The organism is Paenibacillus germinis (assembly GCF_013141785.1).
In the GTDB taxonomy this organism is placed as follows: domain Bacteria; phylum Bacillota; class Bacilli; order Paenibacillales; family NBRC-103111; genus Paenibacillus_E; species Paenibacillus_E phytorum.
The window spans coordinates 63,278-83,786 of record NZ_WHOC01000068.1 but is presented as its reverse complement, the minus strand read 5'-3'; the positions used below and the strand labels follow the sequence as shown (position 1 = coordinate 83,786).

At 41.8% G+C, this 20,509-nt stretch carries 20 protein-coding genes; 18 read left to right on the top strand and 2 right to left on the bottom strand.

Going from position 1 to position 20,509, the window contains the following annotated elements; genetic code table 11:
* Positions 1 to 404 precede the first annotated feature (404 nt).
* The 16 genes from GC102_RS12490 (at position 405) to GC102_RS12415 (ending at position 17,153) form a co-directional block, all read left to right on the top strand.
* Entirely contained in the window at positions 405 to 722 is a 318-nt protein-coding gene (locus GC102_RS12490; RefSeq protein WP_171689832.1) for a TetR-like C-terminal domain-containing protein, read from the top strand.
* An 83-nt stretch (positions 723 to 805) separates the two neighbouring features.
* Positions 806 to 1,930 carry an ABC transporter permease gene (locus GC102_RS12485; RefSeq protein ID WP_171689831.1) on the top strand — a complete coding sequence of 375 codons (1,125 nt, stop codon included), beginning with the start codon at positions 806 to 808 and terminating at the stop codon, positions 1,928 to 1,930.
* Positions 1,927 to 2,637 (top strand): ABC transporter ATP-binding protein, encoded by a 711-nt coding sequence (locus tag GC102_RS12480; RefSeq protein ID WP_171689830.1) that lies wholly within the window; start codon positions 1,927 to 1,929, stop codon positions 2,635 to 2,637. Before GC102_RS12485 ends, GC102_RS12480 begins: the two co-directional genes overlap by 4 nt.
* 184 nt (positions 2,638 to 2,821) lie before the next feature.
* A complete protein-coding gene (locus GC102_RS12475) occupies positions 2,822 to 3,049 on the top strand; it encodes a YolD-like family protein (protein WP_171689829.1) in 228 nt (75 codons plus the stop codon).
* 187 nt (positions 3,050 to 3,236) lie between these two features.
* Complete coding sequence (locus tag GC102_RS12470) at positions 3,237 to 4,094, top strand: alpha/beta fold hydrolase (RefSeq protein WP_171689828.1); 858 nt, start codon at positions 3,237 to 3,239, stop codon at positions 4,092 to 4,094.
* A 185-nt stretch (positions 4,095 to 4,279) separates the two neighbouring features.
* Positions 4,280 to 5,152: a DMT family transporter gene (locus GC102_RS12465; protein WP_171689827.1), complete on the top strand. Its 873-nt coding sequence runs from the start codon at positions 4,280 to 4,282 to the stop codon at positions 5,150 to 5,152.
* Between the two features lie 109 nt (positions 5,153 to 5,261).
* A complete protein-coding gene (locus tag GC102_RS12460) occupies positions 5,262 to 6,212 on the top strand; it encodes an ABC transporter ATP-binding protein (protein ID WP_171689826.1) in 951 nt (316 codons plus the stop codon).
* Positions 6,209 to 7,309, top strand: a complete 1,101-nt coding sequence (locus GC102_RS12455) for an ABC transporter permease (protein WP_171689825.1) — start codon at positions 6,209 to 6,211, stop codon at positions 7,307 to 7,309. Before GC102_RS12460 ends, GC102_RS12455 begins: the two co-directional genes overlap by 4 nt.
* 159 nt (positions 7,310 to 7,468) lie before the next feature.
* Entirely contained in the window at positions 7,469 to 8,761 is a 1,293-nt protein-coding gene (locus tag GC102_RS12450; RefSeq protein WP_171689824.1) for a sugar ABC transporter substrate-binding protein, read from the top strand.
* Positions 8,762 to 8,774: 13 nt separating this feature from the next.
* On the top strand, positions 8,775 to 10,073 hold the full coding sequence (locus GC102_RS12445; RefSeq protein WP_171689823.1) for a sugar ABC transporter permease: 1,299 nt from the start codon (positions 8,775 to 8,777) through the stop codon (positions 10,071 to 10,073).
* A gap of 18 nt (positions 10,074 to 10,091) precedes the next feature.
* Entirely contained in the window at positions 10,092 to 10,925 is an 834-nt protein-coding gene (locus tag GC102_RS12440) for a sugar ABC transporter permease (RefSeq protein WP_171689822.1), read from the top strand.
* Positions 10,926 to 10,941: 16 nt separating this feature from the next.
* Positions 10,942 to 12,681: an alpha-glycosidase gene (locus GC102_RS12435; RefSeq protein WP_171689821.1), complete on the top strand. Its 1,740-nt coding sequence runs from the start codon at positions 10,942 to 10,944 to the stop codon at positions 12,679 to 12,681.
* A 65-nt stretch (positions 12,682 to 12,746) separates the two neighbouring features.
* Positions 12,747 to 13,661 carry a LacI family DNA-binding transcriptional regulator gene (locus GC102_RS12430; protein ID WP_171689820.1) on the top strand — a complete coding sequence of 305 codons (915 nt, stop codon included), beginning with the start codon at positions 12,747 to 12,749 and terminating at the stop codon, positions 13,659 to 13,661.
* A 24-nt stretch (positions 13,662 to 13,685) separates the two neighbouring features.
* Positions 13,686 to 15,065: an alpha/beta hydrolase gene (locus GC102_RS12425; protein ID WP_171689819.1), complete on the top strand. Its 1,380-nt coding sequence runs from the start codon at positions 13,686 to 13,688 to the stop codon at positions 15,063 to 15,065.
* Positions 15,034 to 16,365, top strand: coding sequence for an alpha/beta hydrolase (locus GC102_RS12420; protein ID WP_171689818.1), 1,332 nt, complete (start codon positions 15,034 to 15,036; stop codon positions 16,363 to 16,365). Before GC102_RS12425 ends, GC102_RS12420 begins: the two co-directional genes overlap by 32 nt.
* 179 nt (positions 16,366 to 16,544) lie before the next feature.
* Complete coding sequence (locus GC102_RS12415; protein WP_171689817.1) at positions 16,545 to 17,153, top strand: transglutaminase-like domain-containing protein; 609 nt, start codon at positions 16,545 to 16,547, stop codon at positions 17,151 to 17,153.
* A gap of 310 nt (positions 17,154 to 17,463) precedes the next feature.
* Here the strand turns inward: GC102_RS12415 and GC102_RS12410 are convergent, their stop codons facing one another.
* Both GC102_RS12410 and GC102_RS12405 read right to left on the bottom strand, forming a co-directional pair.
* Positions 17,464 to 17,820 (bottom strand): group I truncated hemoglobin, encoded by a 357-nt coding sequence (locus GC102_RS12410; protein WP_171689816.1) that lies wholly within the window; start codon positions 17,818 to 17,820, stop codon positions 17,464 to 17,466.
* Positions 17,821 to 17,958: 138 nt separating this feature from the next.
* A complete protein-coding gene (locus GC102_RS12405) occupies positions 17,959 to 18,177 on the bottom strand; it encodes a hypothetical protein (RefSeq protein ID WP_376769366.1) in 219 nt (72 codons plus the stop codon).
* Between the two features lie 156 nt (positions 18,178 to 18,333).
* Between GC102_RS12405 and GC102_RS12400 the strand changes: the two genes are divergently transcribed.
* Positions 18,334 to 19,059 carry an AAA family ATPase gene (locus GC102_RS12400; protein ID WP_171689815.1) on the top strand — a complete coding sequence of 242 codons (726 nt, stop codon included), beginning with the start codon at positions 18,334 to 18,336 and terminating at the stop codon, positions 19,057 to 19,059.
* A gap of 297 nt (positions 19,060 to 19,356) precedes the next feature.
* The gene (locus tag GC102_RS12395; RefSeq protein ID WP_171689814.1) at positions 19,357 to 20,364 is read left to right on the top strand and encodes a DUF3231 family protein; all 1,008 of its coding nucleotides are present in this window, start codon (positions 19,357 to 19,359) and stop codon (positions 20,362 to 20,364) included.
* The last annotated feature ends 145 nt before the right edge of the window (positions 20,365 to 20,509 follow it).

Genomic DNA, 20,509 nt, shown 5'->3' with positions numbered 1-20,509 from the left:
TCATCACCTCCGTGTTTTTATAATACGACATACTACTGTGTCTGTCAAGGTAGTATTTTTAATCAAATACTTTGTTTGAAAAACAATGTATATATTCATTATGATATCTAACGGATTCATTTTTGAAACAGAAGACTGACTGACAAAGAAAGAGGGAGTAGACAAGCGTGCTGTTTTTTATTCTGCTTCGGAGAATCGCCTGCATTTCCCTTTCCAATCAAGCATTATGTGTCGCTGAAGGAGTATGTCGTGGAGAAGTTTCTGTTTATAAAGAACATAAATATACCGATGCCCACTCCGACTTATACATCGGTGTAGGCATCGGTATGAATGTAGTAATTTGCACAATATAACAATCAACTTCCGAACAGAGCTTGGACCTAAATACTATAGCGCATTCCGTTATGCTTTTCGAGCATATCTATGAGCATTCCGCGATTTACACCGTGTTTATGAAGAGCGACATGCTAATTGTGCTCCGGGAGAAAATGTTCATCGCGCTGAAGAAGATCTCCACGGAAGAGCTTGTCTATACAAGAAAAGACATCGATGAAGAACTATTGATTATTTATTCGCTTAATGCGCTGCTCGGGCTCATATTCCATTGGGTGGAGAGCAGTTTTAAGCATTCTCCGGCTTACATGCAGGAGCAGCTGGTGAAAATCATCAACTATCATCCGACTGTTGCGAAGACCGCGATCAAAGGCTCGACGAAGAGGTAACGCTATCTCGACTGTAACCTGTTATTCATTTTCCGTTCATATTCGATTCCTATACTGTAGTCATTACGAAGGAGGGAATCACAATGTTTCTAGCTATTCGAGAAATGAGGTTTGCTAAGGCACGGTATTCGTTGATCGCTACAATTATGGTGCTGGTTGCATTTCTTGTTATGTTCGTCACTGGGCTTGCACAGGGGCTTGCGTATGACAACGCCGCTTCTGTTAAGAATATGGATGCAACACATTTTGTCTTAGGACAAGACTCTAATCACCGTTTCACCCGATCCCAGGTCGATCAGAATCAGGTTGAAAAGACTGGCTTACTAGTAGGGAAAGAGAATGCAGAGCCACTTGGTCTGAAAATGACAACCGTTGTTCCATCAGGAGAAACTGGGAAGATTGATGTTGCTTTGCTCGCCGTTAATCTCGAAAGCTGGCTGGCGCCAACAGTAACAGATGGTTCACCAATCTCGGATCAGACAAAAGGACATGTTCTTGTTGATCAAAAGCTGTCTAATTCTGGAGTCAAAATTGGCTCAATCATTGTAGATCAAGCTTCGGGAACAAAATGGACAGTAAGCGGTTTTGTAAAAAACGAGTCATTCAGTCATGCTCCGGCTGTCTTTCTAAATAAGCAGGACTGGCTTAATCTTCAAGCGCAGACACTACGTCAAGGAACTGAATCAGCAGCAGACAGTAAAGTTTACAATGCAGTTGCCATTAAAGCCTCGAAAGAAAAAGTTAAGGAGCTTCAGTCCGCGCTGCCCAATACGGAAGTGATAACGAAGTCTGAGGCCGTATCTGGGATTCCTGGTTACAAAGAAGAGCAAGGCTCGCTTATGATGATGATTGTATTCTTATTTGTAATCTCTGCCTTTGTACTGGCTGTATTCTTTTATGTCATCACGATTCAGAAAACCAGTCAATTTGGTATATTGAAAGCCATCGGTACACGTACTGCCTATCTAGCTAGAAGTGTGACGCTGCAGGTGTTGGTCTTATCGGTCGGCAGCTTGGTCCTTAGCGTCCTGTTGGTTCAATTGTTTGAGGCCGTATTGCCAAGTTCCATGCCATTTCAGTTAGGCTTTTCCACCTTGGCACTTACTTGCCTGTCCTTTATAACAATGTCTTTGGCCGGTTCACTATTTTCGGTATGGAAAGTCGCCAAAATTGACGCTTTGGATGCGATTGGGAGGACAGCAGCATGAAAAACAGACTTGTATTACAGGAGATTACACGGACTTTTGAAGATGGCGGTATGGCAAGAATGATTTTGGATAAGCTAAACCTTGAGGTGGCCGAAGGTGAACTAGTCGCGGTAATGGGCCCTTCAGGCTCGGGCAAAAGTACATTTCTGTCCATAGCAGGAGCACTTCTTGAACCTACGAGTGGGCATGTTCTACTTGATGGAGAATCCATTATCGGTAAAGACAAGCAAGCACTTTCTGAACTACGACTTCAAAAAATCGGATTTATTTTTCAAAGCGCCAACTTGATACCTTACTTGAAAGTTGAAGAACAATTAGTTTTGGTAAGCAAGCTTGCCGGGATGGAAAAGGCGAAGGCAACCAAACGAGCAAAAGAGTTACTCGATAAGATGGGATTGTCTCATCGACGAACCGCATATCCTGATAAACTCTCAGGGGGGGAGCGTCAACGGGTAGCTATCGCAAGAGCCTTAATGAATGACCCAGCTGTCCTATTCGCAGATGAACCAACAGCAAGTTTAGATGCCTCACGAGGGCACGATATAGTGAGTATGATCGCGAAGCAAGTAAAGGATCAGCGAAAGAGTGCGGTTATGGTTACGCATGATGAACGAGTATTGCCACTCTGTGATCGAGTGCTTTTTCTTGAGAATGGAAAACTAATCGAAAAACAAAAAAGAAGCGCCCAAATCCCCATTTCAATGTAGTTTGATGAGTGGTGGTAGCACAATAATAGCAGCGGCAGTCTAAGACTTATTGTTGAGTCCTAGTCCGCCGCTGTTTCTTTTGTGGGGTCTAGTTTAATTCAGATGACCATTAACTCTTTACTACTCATACTTCTAAAAGTATAATGAATCAAGAACGTATGTTCTTGAGTGGGGTGAAGTAATAATGAGTAGTAGTAATCGCGAGAATAAAAAGATAGCTAACGTAATGGCTAATGCCTTACTTAACCAGCAATTTATTAGTGTAAAGATTTATAATGAGGCTGGGGATGGGCAAATGACAGGTCTAATAACCAAAATTGATCAAGAGATAAGAAGAGTAAAGTTATCCCACGAAAATGGTACGGATTGGGTAGCATTTGACGATATCTTGAATGTAGAATTGGTGGAATAATACGTTTGTAAGGTCAGTGCTAAAGGAAGGCATGCTGGGAAATCAGCATGTCTTTTTTCCTTTGGTTCGGTCTCAAGACGGAGTGGATTTCATACCCGGGCTTGAATGAATAACAGTGTCGTCATTATATAATGAAAACACAAGTATTATTCAGCCGGAGACTGGGTTGTAGGGGAGGGAAATGGATATGGTAAGTGCAAAAACAAATACGAACTTTTTGGATTCGTTTGCCCATTCAACTGTAGTTTCGAAGGACGGAACCACAATTGGCTACCAAAGTATAGGTAAGGGTCCGAGTCTCATTTTAATTCACGGGGCGCTAAGTACTTCGAATGATTTTACCAAGTTTGCCCGAGAATTGTCGGATTCCTTTAGAGTCCATGTTATGGATCGACGTGGACGTGGAGGGAGTGGACCGCAAGGGATTGACTATTCCATCAAGAAGGAATGTGAAGATGTAAGAAGCTTACAAGAAGCAACGGGAGCAACCTATGTATTCGGTCATAGCTACGGTGGGCTTGTAACCTTGGAAGCTGCGCGAACAAGTACGTTTAAGAAAATGGCCGTCTATGAACCTGGCGTTTCAATGAAGTCGATACCAACGGATTGGGATTGGCTGCCTGAATATGAAAATGACATGAATAAGAAAGATTTTAGGGGGGCATTTGCCAGCTTTGTAAGGGGTTCAGGTCACACTCCCTTAAAACGGTTGCCGAAATGGTATGCAAAATTTATTTTACGTTTGGTGATACGCGGAAATCATTGGAATCAAATAGAAAATCTATTGCCAGAAAATTTAATTGAGCATAGAGAAGTGAAACGCTTGGAATCCACTTTCCCTAATTACCAAATGATTGATGCGAATGTCCTATTAATTGCTGGGGGGAAGAGTCCAGATTCTGTACATCAAATGATTCGCGTATTGGATGAAACAATTTCACGAACACAAACGTTGATCATACCAAATCTAGATCATCTCGCTCCTGACAATAAATACGCACCGGTCGAAGTGGCACAGCATGTAAAGCGGTATTTTCTAAGTTGAACTTTGGTGCCTAAATCGACCATATTATTGTATAATCAAATAAACGTTTTGAAAGTGAGCTGAAAGCTGATGATGTGGTCACCATTATTTGAAAATGATGTACCTGCAGTTATTCTCCCTTAACGGAAGAATAACTACATCTCCGTTAAGGACAGGAAATGTCTTGAAAAAACGGAGGGTACAAAATGAGAAAAACCTTATTAGGTTCTTTATATTTATCACTCGCTGCTAGTATTTGGGGCGGGATGTATGTGGTGGTAAAAGTTGTGGTAGACGTTGTACCACCACTTGAACTAGTTTGGCTTCGCTATGTTATTGCGATGTTTGCATTGCTAATTATTGGCGTTGTAACTAAACAATCATGGCGGATTAAAAAACGAGACTGGCTCTTAATTTTCATTATTGGGCTTGTTGGAAATACAATTTCTATTGTAACCCAAGAAGTGGGTACGATGCTCTCTAATGCACAAATGGGTGCCATTATTACTTCAACGACACCTGCATTTATGGTGCTGTTTGCGCGTATCATTTTAAAAGAAAAAATTACTTTTAAAAAGGCCGTTTCTATTGTTTTAGCAACAATCGGCGTGTGTATTATTGTTGGAAATGCCCATATCGATTTCTCTCATCAACTTGGTGGTGTATCACTGCTTATTGCAGCACTAACATGGTCACTTATGTCTGTTCTTATTAAACGTGTACCAGAGCAATATTCACCAATTGTCGTAACGAGCTATGCTACTCTTGTGGCAATCGCCTTACTAACGCCTTTTACAATAAGTCGGTTAGATGAGCTCGATTTTCAAGCCATGATGCATCCATCTATTTGGGGTGGTCTTTTATTCTTGGGAGTTATTTCGACTGCTTGTGGTTTCTTACTTTGGAATCGTGGACTGCAAATGCTTAACGCTTCAAGTGGTGGATTATTCTTCTTTTTCCAGCCTGTAGTCGGTACTTTTTTAGGGTGGCTATTACTAGGCGAACAAGTTGGCCTGTCTTTTGGGATAGGTACCCTATTCATCTTTATTGGTGTACTGTTGGTCATTCGAAAAGAATAAGTATCAGAAAAAAAGCTGATGGGTGTTATTGTGCCGATCAGCTTTTTTGAAAAATGAGAGCTAAGGCACAAGAAATACTAACAGGAATGTCGAAAGGGAGGAACCAACCTTGGTCAACGCCATCATAGAAGTGGACGGACTCGTCAAACGGTATGGGAAATTCACCGCGGTGAATGGCATACATTTCAAAGTGCGTGAAGGGGAAGTGTTTGGACTGCTCGGGCCAAATGGAGCGGGCAAAACGACAACGATGGAAATGATCGAAGGTCTGCGGCGACCGGATGAAGGGAGAGCACTTGTTGCAGGCTTCGATACGAAAAAAGATTTGAAAAAGGTCAAGGAAATCATTGGCGTCCAGCTCCAATCGACGTCACTGTTCGACCTGCTCCACGTTCACGAGATTATTCGCATGTACGCAAGCTTTTATCCAAGCTCAGTGCAGATCGAGCCGCTGCTCGACGATATGTTATTGCGCGAAAAAAAGAATGACCGCGTCAAAAACTTATCCGGCGGTCAGAAGCAGCGACTCGCCATTGCGTTGGCGCTCGTGAACGATCCAAAGGTGGTCTTTCTGGACGAGCCGACAACCGGACTCGATCCTCAAGCCCGGCGTACGTTGTGGGATATTGTACTCCGCCTGAAGGAGCGCGGTAAGACTGTGGTGATCTCAACGCACTACATGGAAGAGGCTCATGTGCTTTGTGACCGCATCTGCCTCATGGATAAGGGACAAATCGTTGCACTGGACACGCCGGAGCAGCTCGTCCGCAGCCTGCAGTCAGACAGCGCCATCGAGTTTCGCTTGCCGGAGCAGATTCGAGAAGATGAGGCGCGAAAGCAGGAAGTGCTGACGCTAATCCAATCATTGCCTGATGTGAAGCAAGTTGACCAGCGTAAAGACACGTTTGTGCTGTACACGGATCATTTACAAAATACGCTGACTGCATTTGTACAACAAACTGCTGAGCAGAACATCAAGGTTTCTGATCTGCAAACGCGCACGGCAACGCTCGAGGACGTGTTCATCCACATGACGGGAAGGAGCCTGAGGGAAGAATGAAAGCGTATCGTCAATTGACCTTAGCCCAGCTACGACTATTTGGGCGAAATCGGCAAGTATTATTTTGGACGCTCGTTTTTCCAATCTTTTTCATGGTGATGCTGGGTTCATTCTTAGGAAAAGGGGACAGCACATCGCTCTCCGTCACCGTTATCGACCAAGACCAGACGACTGCGTCGAAGGCGCTTTTATCCTCTATGAAGCAGTTATCCATAATAAAATTAACGGAAAGCACAGATCTCGACACGGCGATGAAAGATCTTAAGCATGGCGATCGGCAGCTTGTCGTCGCTGTTCCAAAAGGGTATGAAGCTGCTGTGAGCGCTAAATCCGCTTCTATGCAGGGTTCCAAACTCACCGTCTACTACGACGAGACGAGCCAAACAACCAATCAGATCGGGCTCCCCATCATGTCTCAGATCGCCGATGGGATTAGCAAGCAGATCGTGGGTTACACCCCTGTCATCACGATTCAATCAGAGGCGGTCCAATCTCTTAACCTGAAGTATATCGACTTCCTCGTCCCAGGCATCGTTGCTATGATGATTATGAGTAACAATCTGAACGGCGTCGCTGGCCAAATCGCATCTTGGCGCGAGCGGGGTATCCTTCGGCGTCTTCAGAGTACGCCGCTCCAACCTCGGAGCTTCATTGCCGCACAAATCACGGCCCGACTGGTGTTGAACGGCGCACAGGCGATCATCGTGCTGCTAATCGGGAGCCTGATTTTCGGAACGCAGGTGAACGGTTCGTGGATACTTCTGCTAATGTTCGTGGTACTCGGGACACTGACGTTCATGTCGATCGGCTTTATCATCGCCGCGCTCGCCAAAACGCCGGAAAGCGCTGGCCCAATTGCTGGCTTCGTCTCTTTCCCACTTCTTTTTCTAGGTGGCGTCTTCTTTCCGATCAAAAATATGCCTGACTGGCTGCAGCCCGTAGTCAAGTTGCTGCCGATCTCGCATCTGTCCACAGCACTACGCCAAATTATGAACGTCGGGGCCTCGTTTACCGATATGTGGCCTGAAGCCGCGCTGCTTGGCGGCTGGATGCTTGTAGCCTTCATTATTGCCAGCCTAACATTCAAGTGGGAGTAACGGAAAATAAAAGGCAGCCGGCCAGATTGGATCGGCTGCCTTTTTCTAGTCCATAAATTTTTCATTGACTTCAATATAGGTTAAAAGTTATTATAATTGTGTTGTTACTTAAACGTTTAGGTACTTAAACGATTCAGTGAAATTATAGGGGGAATATGAATGTCCAAACGTTTGTTGATTACCTTAGTTATCGTTGTTCTTTTCAGCTTTTCATTTCTCGCTGGATGTACGAAGAAAGACAATTTGTCGACCCAGCCAGAGCAAGGTCATGTAGAACAAGGCAGCAATAAGCAAGGAGGAGCGAAACCAGAAGCTGGAGCTGAGCTGCTCGTTTGGGAGTCAAAAGGTCCTGAGTTGGATTATTTGAAAGCGATCTCAGCAAGTTTTGAAAAAGAATATGGCGTTAAAGTGAAGGTGGAAGTCGTTCCTGCGATAGACTCTGTGAAGAAACTTACGACAGATGGTCCTGCTGGAATTGGGGCTGATGTGTTCTCTGCACCTCACGATCAATTAGGTAATGCCGTTACGGCAGGACTTGTTCTACAGAATGATATGTTTAACGAAAGCATGCGAAATGAATTTATGTCTTCGGCCATTGACGGGGTTAGCTACAAGGGAGTGTTATACGGGTTCCCGACGGCCATTGACACTTATGCTCTTTTTTACAATAAAAAATTGTTGGAAAAAGCTCCGAAAACTTACGAAGAAATCATGAAGTTTGCAGAAACCTATAACGATCCGAAAAACAAAAAGTACGCCTTTATGTGGGATGTACGCCAGCTGTATCAATCCTATTCGTTCCTTGCGGGTTACGGCGGCTATGTATTTGGCAAGAATGGTACGGATGCAACTGATATTGGTCTTAATAGTACCAAAGCGATCGAAGGGGCGAAGTTCTTTCAATCCTTAAAGAAAATACTTCCGTTAAACATTAATGACATTAACGATAATATCATTACTGGCTTATTCCAAGAAGGGAAAACAGCCGCTGTCATCAACGGACCCTGGTTAATGGCAGGTTTGTCTAAAGTGAACTTCGAGTATGGCGTTGCTCCGCTGCCTCTTTTGCCAAATGGCGAACATCCACAAAGCTTTTCAGGCATTAGAGCTCTGTATGTAAATTCGTATACCAAGTACCCGGTTGCCGCGAAAATGTTTGCTAGTTATGCAACAAGCAAGGAGAATTTAATCAATCGGTTTAAAATGACGACGCAACTGCCACCTAGGAAAGATCTTATGAATGATCCGAACATTAAGAATGACGCTAATGCCTCGGCCTTCCTTGAACAAGCGAATTATTCGACGCCAATGCCGTCTATTCCGGAGATGGGGAATGTTTGGGTGCCCGCAGGCGCTGCACTTGCTTCTATTTGGAACGACAATGGGGATCCGGCCACAGTCCTGAATAACGCGGTAGAACAAATCAAGACAGCAATGAAGACTAAGAAATAAGGCGGTCTTACGTATGGATTTGAAACAAAGCGCTTTTCGACATCGAACGATAGCCGCTATTTGCTCCACTGTTTTTATTGGTCTAGGCCAACTTTATAACAAACAATATCTAAAAGGCTTTATCTTCATCATTCTGGCTCAATTGTTTTTCTGGAACTATTATCCCATTGCTTATAAAGGGATTATGGGCTTCATCACGTTAGGTGATGTGCCTACCCAAATCATCAATGGGAAAGTGGTTCATGGCGATCACTCCATTTTCATGTTAATAAACGGTCTAATTACACTAGTGGTTATACTTTTGTTCTTAGGCTTCTATATAACTAACATTTATGACGCCAAGAAAAACGGAGAACTGAGGGATGAAGGAGACAGTGTCCCTGGATTCATGGATTCCGTTAGAAAAGCGAAGTTTAGAAATTTCCCTTATTTATTATTAATACCAGCGGCATTTTTTGTGCTCTTTGTTACGATTATACCGCTCGTTTTTAATGTTTTGATTGCTTTTACGAACTATTCGGCTCCCGCCCATATTCCTGATCGATCCTTAGTGGATTGGGTGGGTGTTAGAACTTTTTATGATTTATTTGCCCAAAAAGCATGGAGATTCACGTTCTTTGGCATATCCGTTTGGAATATAATATGGGCTGTAGCCTCTACCTCAACTGTTTTTTTGAGCGGGTTAATACTGGCGTTGATGCTAAACCATCCTAAGATTAAATTCAAAAGATTTTGGAGAACCATCTTTATCTTGCCTTGGGCAGTCCCGCAATTCATCTCTATATTGGTTTTCAGGGTTTTATTGAATGGTTCGTTTGGTCCCATTAATGATGTCATTGGTAAACTTGGATTTTCTCCGGTACCTTGGCTGTCCGATCCGACGATGGCGAAAGTTACGATTATTCTCGTTAATTTATGGTTTTCGACGCCTTTCCTTATGGCGCTGATGTCCGGGGTTTTAACGACAATGCCGCGCGACCTTTACGAAGCAGCCGAAGTAGATGGCGCCTCAGGAAAGCAAAAGTTTGTTAAGATCACTCTTCCGCTTGTATTACTGGCTACCGCGCCCATATTAATTATGCAATTTGCCTTTAATTTCAATAACTTCAATTTGATTTATCTGCTTACGGATGGCAAACCAGATAGTCCTAACTATTATTACGCGGGAAGCACGGATATTCTCATCTCATGGATCTTTAAGATGACGCTTAATCAAAGTCAATTCAATATGGCTTCCGCAGTGTCTATCATTATGTTTATCTTTATTGCGATGTTTTCCTTATGGAATTATAAGCGGATGAAGTCAGTCTAGGAAGAGGATCTGGTCTAAATGTCTAAATTAAAATCCAACTTGATTGTAACCGGGATTTACATGGTTTTTGCCGTTTTGCTTATTGCAGTGATCTATCCGATCATTTGGGTTATCGGGACGTCGCTTAATCCGGGGAATGCTCTACTGGTCAGTAAGATGATTCCTGATGAGCCAACGATCGCACACTACATTGATCTTATAAGGAACACAGATTTTGTGCTGTGGTATAAAAATACAATAAAGATCGCCATTTCGAATGCGATAGTGTCGACAACACTTGTTGCAGCGACGTCTTACGCATTCTCGAGATTTCGTTTCAAGGGCAGAAAACAAGGATTAATGACATTGTTGATTCTTCAAATGTTTCCTGGCTTCTTATCCGTCATGGCGATTTTTGTTTTGTTGTTGCAGACCAAATTGCTGGATACCCATCTGGGCTTAATCCTTATCTATGCAGGAGGCTCCATCTCGATGGGGACTTGGGTTATGAAGGGGCATTTCGATACTATCCCCAAAAGTCTTGAAGAAGCCGCTTTTATCGATGGAGCAAATAATACGGATGTGTTTTTTAAGATTATATTTCCTTTATCGCTGCCGGCGATTACCTTTGTTGCACTAAACAGTTTCATAACGCCATTCATGGATTTTATTTTGCCGCAAATCGTTTTGAGATCATCGGAAAAAATGACTTTAGCGCAAGGATTATATAATATGGTGGCCAACGAAACGAATTCCAGCTTTACGCTGTTTGCGGCAGGCGCTGTGCTTGTGGCATTGCCAATCACTGTTCTGTACATGTATTTCCAAAAATATTTAATTAACGGAATTACGACAGGTGCAGATAAAGGATGATGGAGGAACGCAGATCATGATATTTGAAGCGATTTACCATAGAGCTGCTGATTCTTATTGCTACGCCTATGATGACAACTTGATCCATATCAGGTTGCGGACAAAGAAAGACGATCTTCAAATGGTGAAAGCCATCCACGGAGATAAGTATGATTGGGAACACACCGTAAGAGAAAAGCCTCTATATAAAATGGCCAGCGATGAGCTTTTCGATTATTGGCAAGCGGAAATCACCCCTGAGCACTTTAGGTTACGATATGCGTTTGAATTGGTTTCGGGCGAGCAAACGTATTGGTATACGGAGAGTGGCTTTTGCAAGGAGAAACCGAAGGACCCGCTGAAATTTTTCGATTATCCGTTTCTGTGGTCAAGTGAAGTTTTCAAGCCGCCGGGGTGGGTAAAAGAGGCCATCTTTTATCAGATTTTTCCTGAACGATTTGCGAACGGTGATCCGAGCAATGATCCTGCTGATGTTCGTCCTTGGGAGGATTCCAATCCGGGTCCACATGACTTCTATGGGGGAGATTTACAGGGCGTATTAGACCGCATCGACTATATTAGCTCGCTTGGCGTTAATGCCATTTATTTTACGCCTATCTTTGAAGCGAAGACCAATCATAAATACGATACTACTGATTATTTAAAAGTGGATCCCCATTTCGGTGATATCGAATTATTGAAAAAGTTGGTTAGTGCTTTTCATGACCGTGGCATCCGCGTAATCCTTGATGCGGTGTTTAATCACAGCGGCTTTTGGTTTGCTCCTTTTCAGGATGTGATCGAAAAAGGGCCTGGCTCGGCATATTGGGATTGGTTCCACATCAAAGAATATCCGCTTAAATATGAACCCAAGCCTTCCTATCATTGTTTTGCTTTCGAGTCCCATATGCCGAAGTTAAATACTTCGAATCCGGAAGCAAGGAAATACCTGCTTGACGTTGCATGTTACTGGGTACAAGAGTGCGACATTGATGGGTGGAGATTGGATGTTGCCAATGAAGTCGACCATGACTTCTGGAGAGAATTTCGCAAGGAATTAAAAGCGATCAAACCTGATTTCTATATCTTGGGTGAGATTTGGCACGATGCCATGCCATGGCTGCAAGGAGATCAGTTCGATGCGGTCATGAACTACCCGGCTACGGAAGCCATCATTGACTTTTTTGCAAAAGAAACTATCGATGCGGAGCAGTTTTCTCATCAGATCAATCGACTGTTACCCCAATATCCACAGCAGGTAAACGAAGCAGCATTTAACATTCTGGGAAGTCACGATACGCCTAGATTGCTTACTGTTGCACGTGACGAAAAAAGGCTTATGCTCGCCGCTCTGTTTCAGTTTATTTTCCTCGGTGTGCCATGCATTTATTACGGGGATGAAGTGGGGATGAGAGGAGGCCAGGACCCCGATTGCAGAAGACCGATGCTTTGGGACGTGGAAGAACAGAATCAAGAACTTCTGGATTTTTATCGGAATTTAATTTCATTGAGAAAAAAACATCTTGCCCTACAAGATGGCTCATTTCGAATTATTTATGCGCAAAATCGTCAACTTGTCGTACAAAGACAGCATGCCAGCGAACAACTTACCATTTGCTTTAATCATAGCGAGCAGTCGGCCACGTTGGACTTCGCATTTCAAACGGAATCATCACCTAACATTCTCATGGGTAACGGGACATACCAAATGGCTGAAAAGCAGATTTCTGTTAGCTTACCTCCATTCGGTTGGCTCGTTGCAGATGCATCGCTGTAAGTAATTGACAAAGTAAAAGCGATGTGATTAAATCAACCTAAACGTTTAAGTAAGGTGGGTTTCTCATGAAAAAAACAACAATAAAAGATATAGCTGGGGCGGCTGGCGTATCCATTGCCACAGTGTCTTACATTTTAAATGATGTCAAAACGCAGTCCATTTCCGATGAAACGCGTGTTAAAGTGCTGAAAATCGCACAACAGCTTAAGTATGTGACAAACCGGACGGCTCAGTCGTTAAAAATTAAGAAAACAGGACTGATTGGCATCCTGCTGTTTAAAGACAAGGATCAGAACGCATGGTCAGATTTGAAATATGTTAGAACCATATACAAGATCGAGCAACTATGCAGCAAGTTGGGCTACCACGTTCTCTTTATGCAAATCGACAGTACGGCACCTTCCTCTAAGATCATCATGGAAAGAAATTTGGACGGCGTTTTCATCATCAATGTCGATAAAGAAAAGTTCTCGACGATATCCAATTATTTCGGCTTCGGTATCCCGATATTCGTCATTGACAGTTATATTGAAGACAATTTATTTCATAAAATTATGCCGAACTTTGAGCAAAGCTTTCGCGTGTTGAATGAATTGTTCGCGGAATCCCCGCAGTTTCTCATTATGGATGCTTACAACAATGAAGAACTGGTGGAACTCATTAAGGAGAAATCCAACTTGGATGAAGATCGGATCTATGTTTACGAGAACACCCAGAGTATGAACACTTTCTTATCCAAATTTGCCGATCGTCCTGGGATTGTCATCAACGAGTTTTTGGCTAATGAAGTATACAAAACCCATAAGAAGACAATGGCGATTTGCACGTGCCATTACTCGGAAATTCTCTCTGAAGAGATGATGAAAATCCAGTTTGAATTAAATGACTACGAAGAGATCGTGCACAGTTTGGATCGATACATGAATGAGCAGGATTACGTAAACCCTGATAAGTTTTTCTTATTGACAACCAAATTGTGACTTTTTTACAAGGAGAAATGCTTTGTGAATTCATCAAGGCTCATCGAGCTCAAAGATTTTTATTCCAAGACCCTTAATAATTACAGACATATATTTGTTTATTTGCCTCTTAGTTACGATACAGATCTACAGAAGCGATATCCCGTCCTATATATGCATGATGGTCAACACGTATTTTTTGAAGATCAGAAGGGTGAATCGTGGGAGGTTCATACTACGGTAGACAGCCTGATTACGCAAGGAAAGATGCGAGAAATCATTGTTGTCGCGATTTCCCATGTTGAAGACGCCAGGATTGCGGAGTATATGCACGCGTCTCCTGACGGATACAATGTTTTTGATGTAACCAATCAAGGCGAACTTTACGAGGCCTTTCTCATTCGGGAAGTTAAACCTTTTATCGATAAGGCACTCCGAACTTTAACGGGAAAAGAACATACGGCTCTCATGGGGTCGTCTGCTGGCGGGCTTGTGTCCTATAATATTGGATTCCGTCAATCGGACACATTTGGAATGATAGGAGCCCTTTGTCCTTTCTTTGTCAGCACAGACCCGGGCACGATGGAAGAAAGATGGTTAAGCCACGTCTACACGGAAAAGAAGGACTTGAAAATTTGGATGGACGTTGGAGATTCTGAGGGTTTTACGGTCATGGAAAAGCATGTACGGTATGTCACGGATACGCTTCGAACAGCTGGGTATGAATTTGGGGACGATCTGATGTACTACCTTGCCGTCGATTCCGGTCACTCTCAAAAGGATTGGGCTGCAAGGGTTCACGCGCCGCTCATTTATTTTTTTGGGGAAATAGGCCAGCCTGTTCGAGTTGATCTACATGGCCCTGGGATTGTTGGCCTGAAGGGGCCTAAGGTAACATTGAATCCGGTGGTACACTTCGATAGCGGTTTTATAATGACGGATTTAAACGCTCAATATGAAGCGGCTGATCCCGATTTATTGGAGGTTACAACGGACGGTAAACTAGTCCCTAAAAAAGAAGGGAAAACGACGGTCCTATATTTGAATGGCAACTTAACGGCCGCGCTGAATGTTACCGTTGTTCCCTATATTTCCGAAACGGCTACGGTTAAAGTCTTAGTTAAAGTGCCGGAATTCACGCCAAAAACAGATAAGCTATATGCAGGCTTAGAACTGCCGATGATTCGCGAAGGACTGTATGGCGGAACCTTTGAAGTGCCTAGGGACATGTCCTTTGAATTTCGTATTTCTCGCGGCCTAGGTCAGCATGAAGTAGACCGACAAGGTCGAGAGCTTCCTTATCGCCTATTTACGACGGATGATGGATTAGTCCTGAATTACGAAGTGGAGAATTGGATTGATATAGCAGCTGTGGCTGATAGAGGTGAGCAGGATGGACAGCAAATCAAGTATATTGCGGATTGAAAATTTTCACTCCACACATTTGGACAACAAAAGAGATATCTTTGTGTATCTTCCCCCCAGTTATCGATACGAAAAGGATAAGTATTATCCAGTATTGTATATGCATGATGGGCAAAATATTTTCCATCCTGCATTTAACGGCTATTCATGGCATGTCAATGAAACCGTAGATAGATTGATTCAAAACCATACGATGGAAGAGATCATTGTTGTGGGCATTCCGAACATGGGAGCAGAGAGGTCCGATGAATTTACTCACGAAATGGAAGGGATCCTCCATCAATCCGATAAAGTTCAAATTAAGCCCAAAGGCCATTTATATGAAGCGTTTATTATTGATGAGCTAAAGCCTTATGTTGATTCCGTGTTTCGAACTCTATCGGATCCTGATCATACGGCTTTAATGGGGTCATCCAGAGGAGGGCAAGTCACTTATCATATCGGATTTCGCCGACCGGATATTTTTGGGAAGCTCGCCATCATTTCACCTTATTTTTACTGTGTGGACCCACTGACCTTAGAAGAAACGCCTGTTTATCATGCTTTCAGTAAGAAGCAGTCGATCTCCAAAATCTGGATCGATTTGGGAGGCTGTGAAGGCACCTTGGTGATGGAAAAGCATGTCCGTGAAGTTGCTGAGAAACTATTGGATTTGGGATATGAAGCAGACAACGAACTCATCTATTTCAATGATCCAGGAGCGGAGCATACGGAGAAAGACTGGGCACTCAGACTATCTTCTCCTCTCATTCACTTTTTTGGGAAAAAGGGTAAGGAATGTTCATTGTCTTTACACGGCAGCGAAGAGGTTGGTCTTACTGGCCCTCAATGCCGACTAAATCCGATTCTTGTGTTTGAAAGTGGCTTTCAGATGTCCCTGCTAAGAACGACTTATGAAGTAGAAGATCATCGCATACTGGATGTTCTGAATGATGGAACCATGATTCCGATTAAAGAAGGGGAAACATCGGTAACGGTCAAATATCAGGACTTGGAAGCTACAAAATCAATTCGTGTGGTCAATGCTCAAAAAGAACGCGTGACCTTGGAAATGGTCGTTCATGTCCCGGCGAATACGCCTGAGGATATAAAGATATATGCGTGGTTTCCCTTAATGAATAATCGGGGAAATGACACCTATTCCAATCAACTTCAAGTACCTCTTCATGCCGAATTTGCCTACCAAATCAGCAGGGAAGATGGATCCGTCGAGGTTGATCATACAGGGAAACCTATCCAGCGCAAATATAAAGCCTTATCGGATTCGAAAATAGAAATTAAAGTTGAACATTGGTCTTAGACAATGAACTCCTTAGCTTTGTAAGTACAAGGCTAGGGAGTTTGTTGTTTAGATGAGTGGACTTTTTGATACTCAAGCTTTTATTAACGATAATCTTATTGAATAATAATCCAATTAAACGTATTATTATACATAGTATTTTTCACATGATGTTATAAATCGATTGAGGGTGAATTGGAATGATTTTGTCTTGTGAATCAAATTTTCTAGAAGATTATCTAGTAGAAACAGAGGAAGTTGATTATAGTCACCTTTCTATCAAAGAAAAAGCAAAAGAATTATATGCCGAATCGTATAACGAAGATGATTTTGTGAAAAGAGCTTTTGAATTTGTTCGAGATGAAATATCTCATTCTTGGGATATTCAAAGTTCTCGAGTTACATGTAAAGCCTCGGAAGCACTATTCTTTAAGGAAGGTATTTGTTACGCTAAGTCTAATCTGTTATGCGCTATATTAAGAAGCAAAGGAATTCCAACTGGTTTTTGTTATCAACGACTTACAATAGGCGACACACCAGATACAGGGTACTGCATCCATGCTTTAAGTGCAGTTTACCTAAAATCCATAGGAAGGTGGGTTCGCCTAGATGCACGTGGAAATAAAGTTAATGTTCATGCGGAATTCTCCATAGAAGAAGAAAAGCTGGCTTTTTTGGTACGGGAAGAATACAACGAAGTGGATCATCAAGAAATATATAAACGTCCAAACTCAAAAACAATTAATGCGTTAAAGCAAAATACAGATTGTATAAAGATGTATCTTCATGGTTTACCGTCTAATTTATAATCATTTAGCGAAAAAAACGTATCCATGTATATTTTACTTTTTCTTGGGCATAATATTGAATATTGCGTTAAAAACGGAAAAGAAAGAAAACCTGTTTACCGGATAATGTTCGAATTAAAAAATGTATCCATATTGGAATTAAAATTGAATGAAGTATTGCCTGCAATATGGTTAATTTCTCTTTTCAGGTAAGACGCAAGATTGAAGAAGCTGAGATCGATGATCCAGCTTCTTTTTTATTTACTGAATTAACGGACAAAAAGCGCCTTAGAAACAAGGCGCTTTTTGTAAATATATGAATATAAAGATGTTATTTATACAGGATATCTCCACGCAAGGACTCTACCTTATTTAATGCCTTACTAATATCATCTTCACTCACGCCAAAATGTAATAGAGCAGAACGAAGATGTTTAACAATAGCATCGAAGTGAGCGGGTTGTAAATCCATTCCTTCGTGTACCTTTGACATAGCCCCGCCAGAGTACTGATTAGGTCCACCTAACGCAAAGCTAATAAATTTCGTTTGATGTTTTCGCTGCTTCTCCATATCCGTATGTTTAAAAAAGTGGTTAACAGTATCATCTGCCAAAACTAAGTCATAGAAGTAGTTTACCACTTTAGCGATGGTCTCTTCGCCACCAAACTTCTCGTATAATGTGCTCATGTGCATCTCCTCGAAATTAGTCTTATTTGATTATAACCATAAATTAGCATATTGATTCAGATCTTGATCGAGAGGATAGTAATATCAGTTAACAAACTTAAAAAGGTTCTTTGCAATCTATCGCCCTATTTTATTTTTTTACGTTTCAGCACGAAATTTGGTCCCATCATCACGGAAGTAATATGCGATTTCATCTGTTCTCGTGCTCAATCTTACGGATTTATTCGTAAACTTTTCGATGATTCCGCGATCTACTTCGCGGTAAACACCGTGAGCATCCGTCTGCCACACAGAAACCGGAGTTTGTGATAATGCTGCGGCAAATAGTTCTGCATCGGATTCCAGCATCTTAGGCACTAGCGTCGACCTCACCTTCGGATAGGTCAATTGCGACCAGCTTTATATAAAATATTACTTGAGTATATGTAATAGCATATCATGTAATAACGGCGGTTATGTTAAAATAACAACATAGACTAGGCTCATGAAAGTTTTGTTTGGAGTTGAAAATTAATGTACTTGAGAAGCCTTGAGATTCTGAGGAATGATCATACCGATCCGAAAACCTATCCATTTTCTATACCTGCTGTGAAATCTTTAAAGTCACTTTCTTTTCGAACGAATGTCACCTTTCTTGTTGGGGAGAATGGTTCGGGTAAATCGACGCTCCTTGAAGCTATTGCTTATCAAAGCGGGTTTAATACGGCTGGAGGAGGGAAGAACAACTATTATGATGTGGAGGCTTCGCATTCCATTCTGGGGGATCATATTCGTCTTTCATGGATGCCTAAAATCACGAATGGCTTTTTCCTAAGAGCAGAGACTTTTTATCACTTTGCCTCCCATTTGGATACTTTGCCCGAAAGCCTGCAGTATTACGGTGGTCGTTCTTTACATGAGCAATCGCATGGTGAAGCGTTTCTTTCTCTTTTTAAACATCGTTTTGGAAAAAAGGCGATTTACCTTCTCGACGAGCCTGAGGCGGCTTTATCACCTGCAAGGCAATTGGCATTAATGCGGGTTATCAAGGATTTAGAGAAAGAAGCTCAGTTCATCATTGCAACCCATTCTCCGATACTTCTCGGATTTCCAGATGCACAGATTATTAACTTTGATGTTCACCCCATAGAGGAAATTAAATATGAGAACACGCTGCATTACATCATCACAAGACGGTTTCTTGAAAATAGAAAGTCGGTCTTGCAGGAGCTATTTTCCGATTCCGATGATAACAATTAACGAAAAAATTAATTAACAGGAGCTGCTATGAAGCGGCTTCTTTTTTATTTCTCGTTTAAGTACGGGCATTCTAATACTAAAAAACGAAGTGGGAAGGAATAATAACCATAACAAATTGTGGAGGGACAAAGTGAAGCAAATGATTGTGGCTTTTTCCACGAACCAGTATAAGCATTCTTGCTAACCATCTTCCTAATCTGCCGCGTACCTTCACTCCAATAACGGGCATATTAAATATTAGGGAATTTAATTTGAGTTATTGGATAAAAATAATCAATAAAACAAGGGAGTATAACAATGAATTCAAACCATGTACCATTGACGTCATCGGAAATAGGAAACTTGTGGATGGCTTATCAAGAAAAAACAATGTTATTGAGGTTTTTAGAGTATTTCCTTGAGCATGTAGAAAATGAAGAAATTCAACAAATCTTAAAGTCAACGTACGATTCATCGGAACAAATTGTAGAATCGATTAAAAATATTTTCCAACAAGAAGGAGCAGTTATTCCTCTTGGCTTTACAGTGAATGACGTTAATAAAGGAGTTCCTAAGTTATTTGATTATCTGTATGAACCCATGTTTTTACATTTGATAAGCAAGATTGAAGCTAGTCTTTTTGCATTGTACTCAACAATGTCCTACCGTAAAGATATAAGACAACTATTTAAGCAATTAACAGCAAACGCACAAGAAATGTATGACCAATGTGCACAATTTCTTTTAGATAAAGGGGTACTTGTCCGCCCGCCTTTTATGACTATGCCCAAAGAAATTTCCTTTGTTAAGGATAAAAATTATTTATCAGGGTTTAATTTGCTAAGGGAAAAAAGATCATTAAATGCCATTGAAATTTCCCTTATCCATCATGCCATTGAGGCCAACCTTACAGGCATGCAATTAATGATTGGTTTCGCCCAAGTAGCTAATGATACGAAAGTAAAAGAATATTTTGTTGAAGGAATGAAATTGTCAAAGGAAGTTGAAACAACATTAGGTGAATATTTACGTCAGGATTACATAGAGCCGCCTGCTACTCATGCAGGGAAAGCGACGAATTCTACGGTTGCTCCATTTTCGGATAAGTTAATGATGTATATCACTAACTTGTTAGGATCATTTAGTATCGGGAGCAATGCACTTGGTGGAGCTTTTAGTTTGCGAAGTGATTTGCTGGTGACGATGGCTCGACTTACTCAGAAAATTTTACCCTTTGTAAAAGACGGTGGAGAAATAATGATCAAACACGGTTGGATGGAGGAACCACCACAAGTAGAAGATAGAAAAAAACTAACTAAAACATGATGGAAACAAACACATTTAGGCTGCCGCAATTTATTGGGCAGCTTATTTCTGCTAACGGACAATTTAAGCACAATAACATTTATTTGGGATTGATTGTTAATTACGCAATTTGAGGAGGCATAATGTCCTGAGTAGAGATTTAGAT

Bases quoted from the DNA above. Each gene is read 5' to 3' on its own strand.
- GC102_RS12415 (WP_171689817.1), top strand. From the start codon at position 16,545: ATGATTTTGTCTTGTGAATCAAATTTTCTAGAAGATTATCTAGTAGAA.
- GC102_RS12475 (WP_171689829.1), top strand. From the start codon at position 2,822: ATGAGTAGTAGTAATCGCGAGAATAAAAAGATAGCTAACGTAATGGCT.
- GC102_RS12480 (WP_171689830.1), top strand. From the start codon at position 1,927: ATGAAAAACAGACTTGTATTACAGGAGATTACACGGACTTTTGAAGAT.
- GC102_RS12410 (WP_171689816.1), bottom strand. From the start codon at position 17,820: ATGAGCACATTATACGAGAAGTTTGGTGGCGAAGAGACCATCGCTAAA.
- GC102_RS12435 (WP_171689821.1), top strand. From the start codon at position 10,942: ATGATATTTGAAGCGATTTACCATAGAGCTGCTGATTCTTATTGCTAC.
- GC102_RS12395 (WP_171689814.1), top strand. From the start codon at position 19,357: ATGAATTCAAACCATGTACCATTGACGTCATCGGAAATAGGAAACTTG.
- GC102_RS12485 (WP_171689831.1), top strand. From the start codon at position 806: ATGTTTCTAGCTATTCGAGAAATGAGGTTTGCTAAGGCACGGTATTCG.
- GC102_RS12440 (WP_171689822.1), top strand. From the start codon at position 10,092: ATGTCTAAATTAAAATCCAACTTGATTGTAACCGGGATTTACATGGTT.
- GC102_RS12465 (WP_171689827.1), top strand. From the start codon at position 4,280: ATGAGAAAAACCTTATTAGGTTCTTTATATTTATCACTCGCTGCTAGT.
- GC102_RS12470 (WP_171689828.1), top strand. From the start codon at position 3,237: ATGGTAAGTGCAAAAACAAATACGAACTTTTTGGATTCGTTTGCCCAT.
- GC102_RS12445 (WP_171689823.1), top strand. From the start codon at position 8,775: ATGGATTTGAAACAAAGCGCTTTTCGACATCGAACGATAGCCGCTATT.
- GC102_RS12430 (WP_171689820.1), top strand. From the start codon at position 12,747: ATGAAAAAAACAACAATAAAAGATATAGCTGGGGCGGCTGGCGTATCC.
- GC102_RS12455 (WP_171689825.1), top strand. From the start codon at position 6,209: ATGAAAGCGTATCGTCAATTGACCTTAGCCCAGCTACGACTATTTGGG.
- GC102_RS12420 (WP_171689818.1), top strand. From the start codon at position 15,034: ATGGACAGCAAATCAAGTATATTGCGGATTGAAAATTTTCACTCCACA.
- GC102_RS12400 (WP_171689815.1), top strand. From the start codon at position 18,334: ATGTACTTGAGAAGCCTTGAGATTCTGAGGAATGATCATACCGATCCG.
- GC102_RS12490 (WP_171689832.1), top strand. From the start codon at position 405: ATGCTTTTCGAGCATATCTATGAGCATTCCGCGATTTACACCGTGTTT.
- GC102_RS12450 (WP_171689824.1), top strand. From the start codon at position 7,469: ATGTCCAAACGTTTGTTGATTACCTTAGTTATCGTTGTTCTTTTCAGC.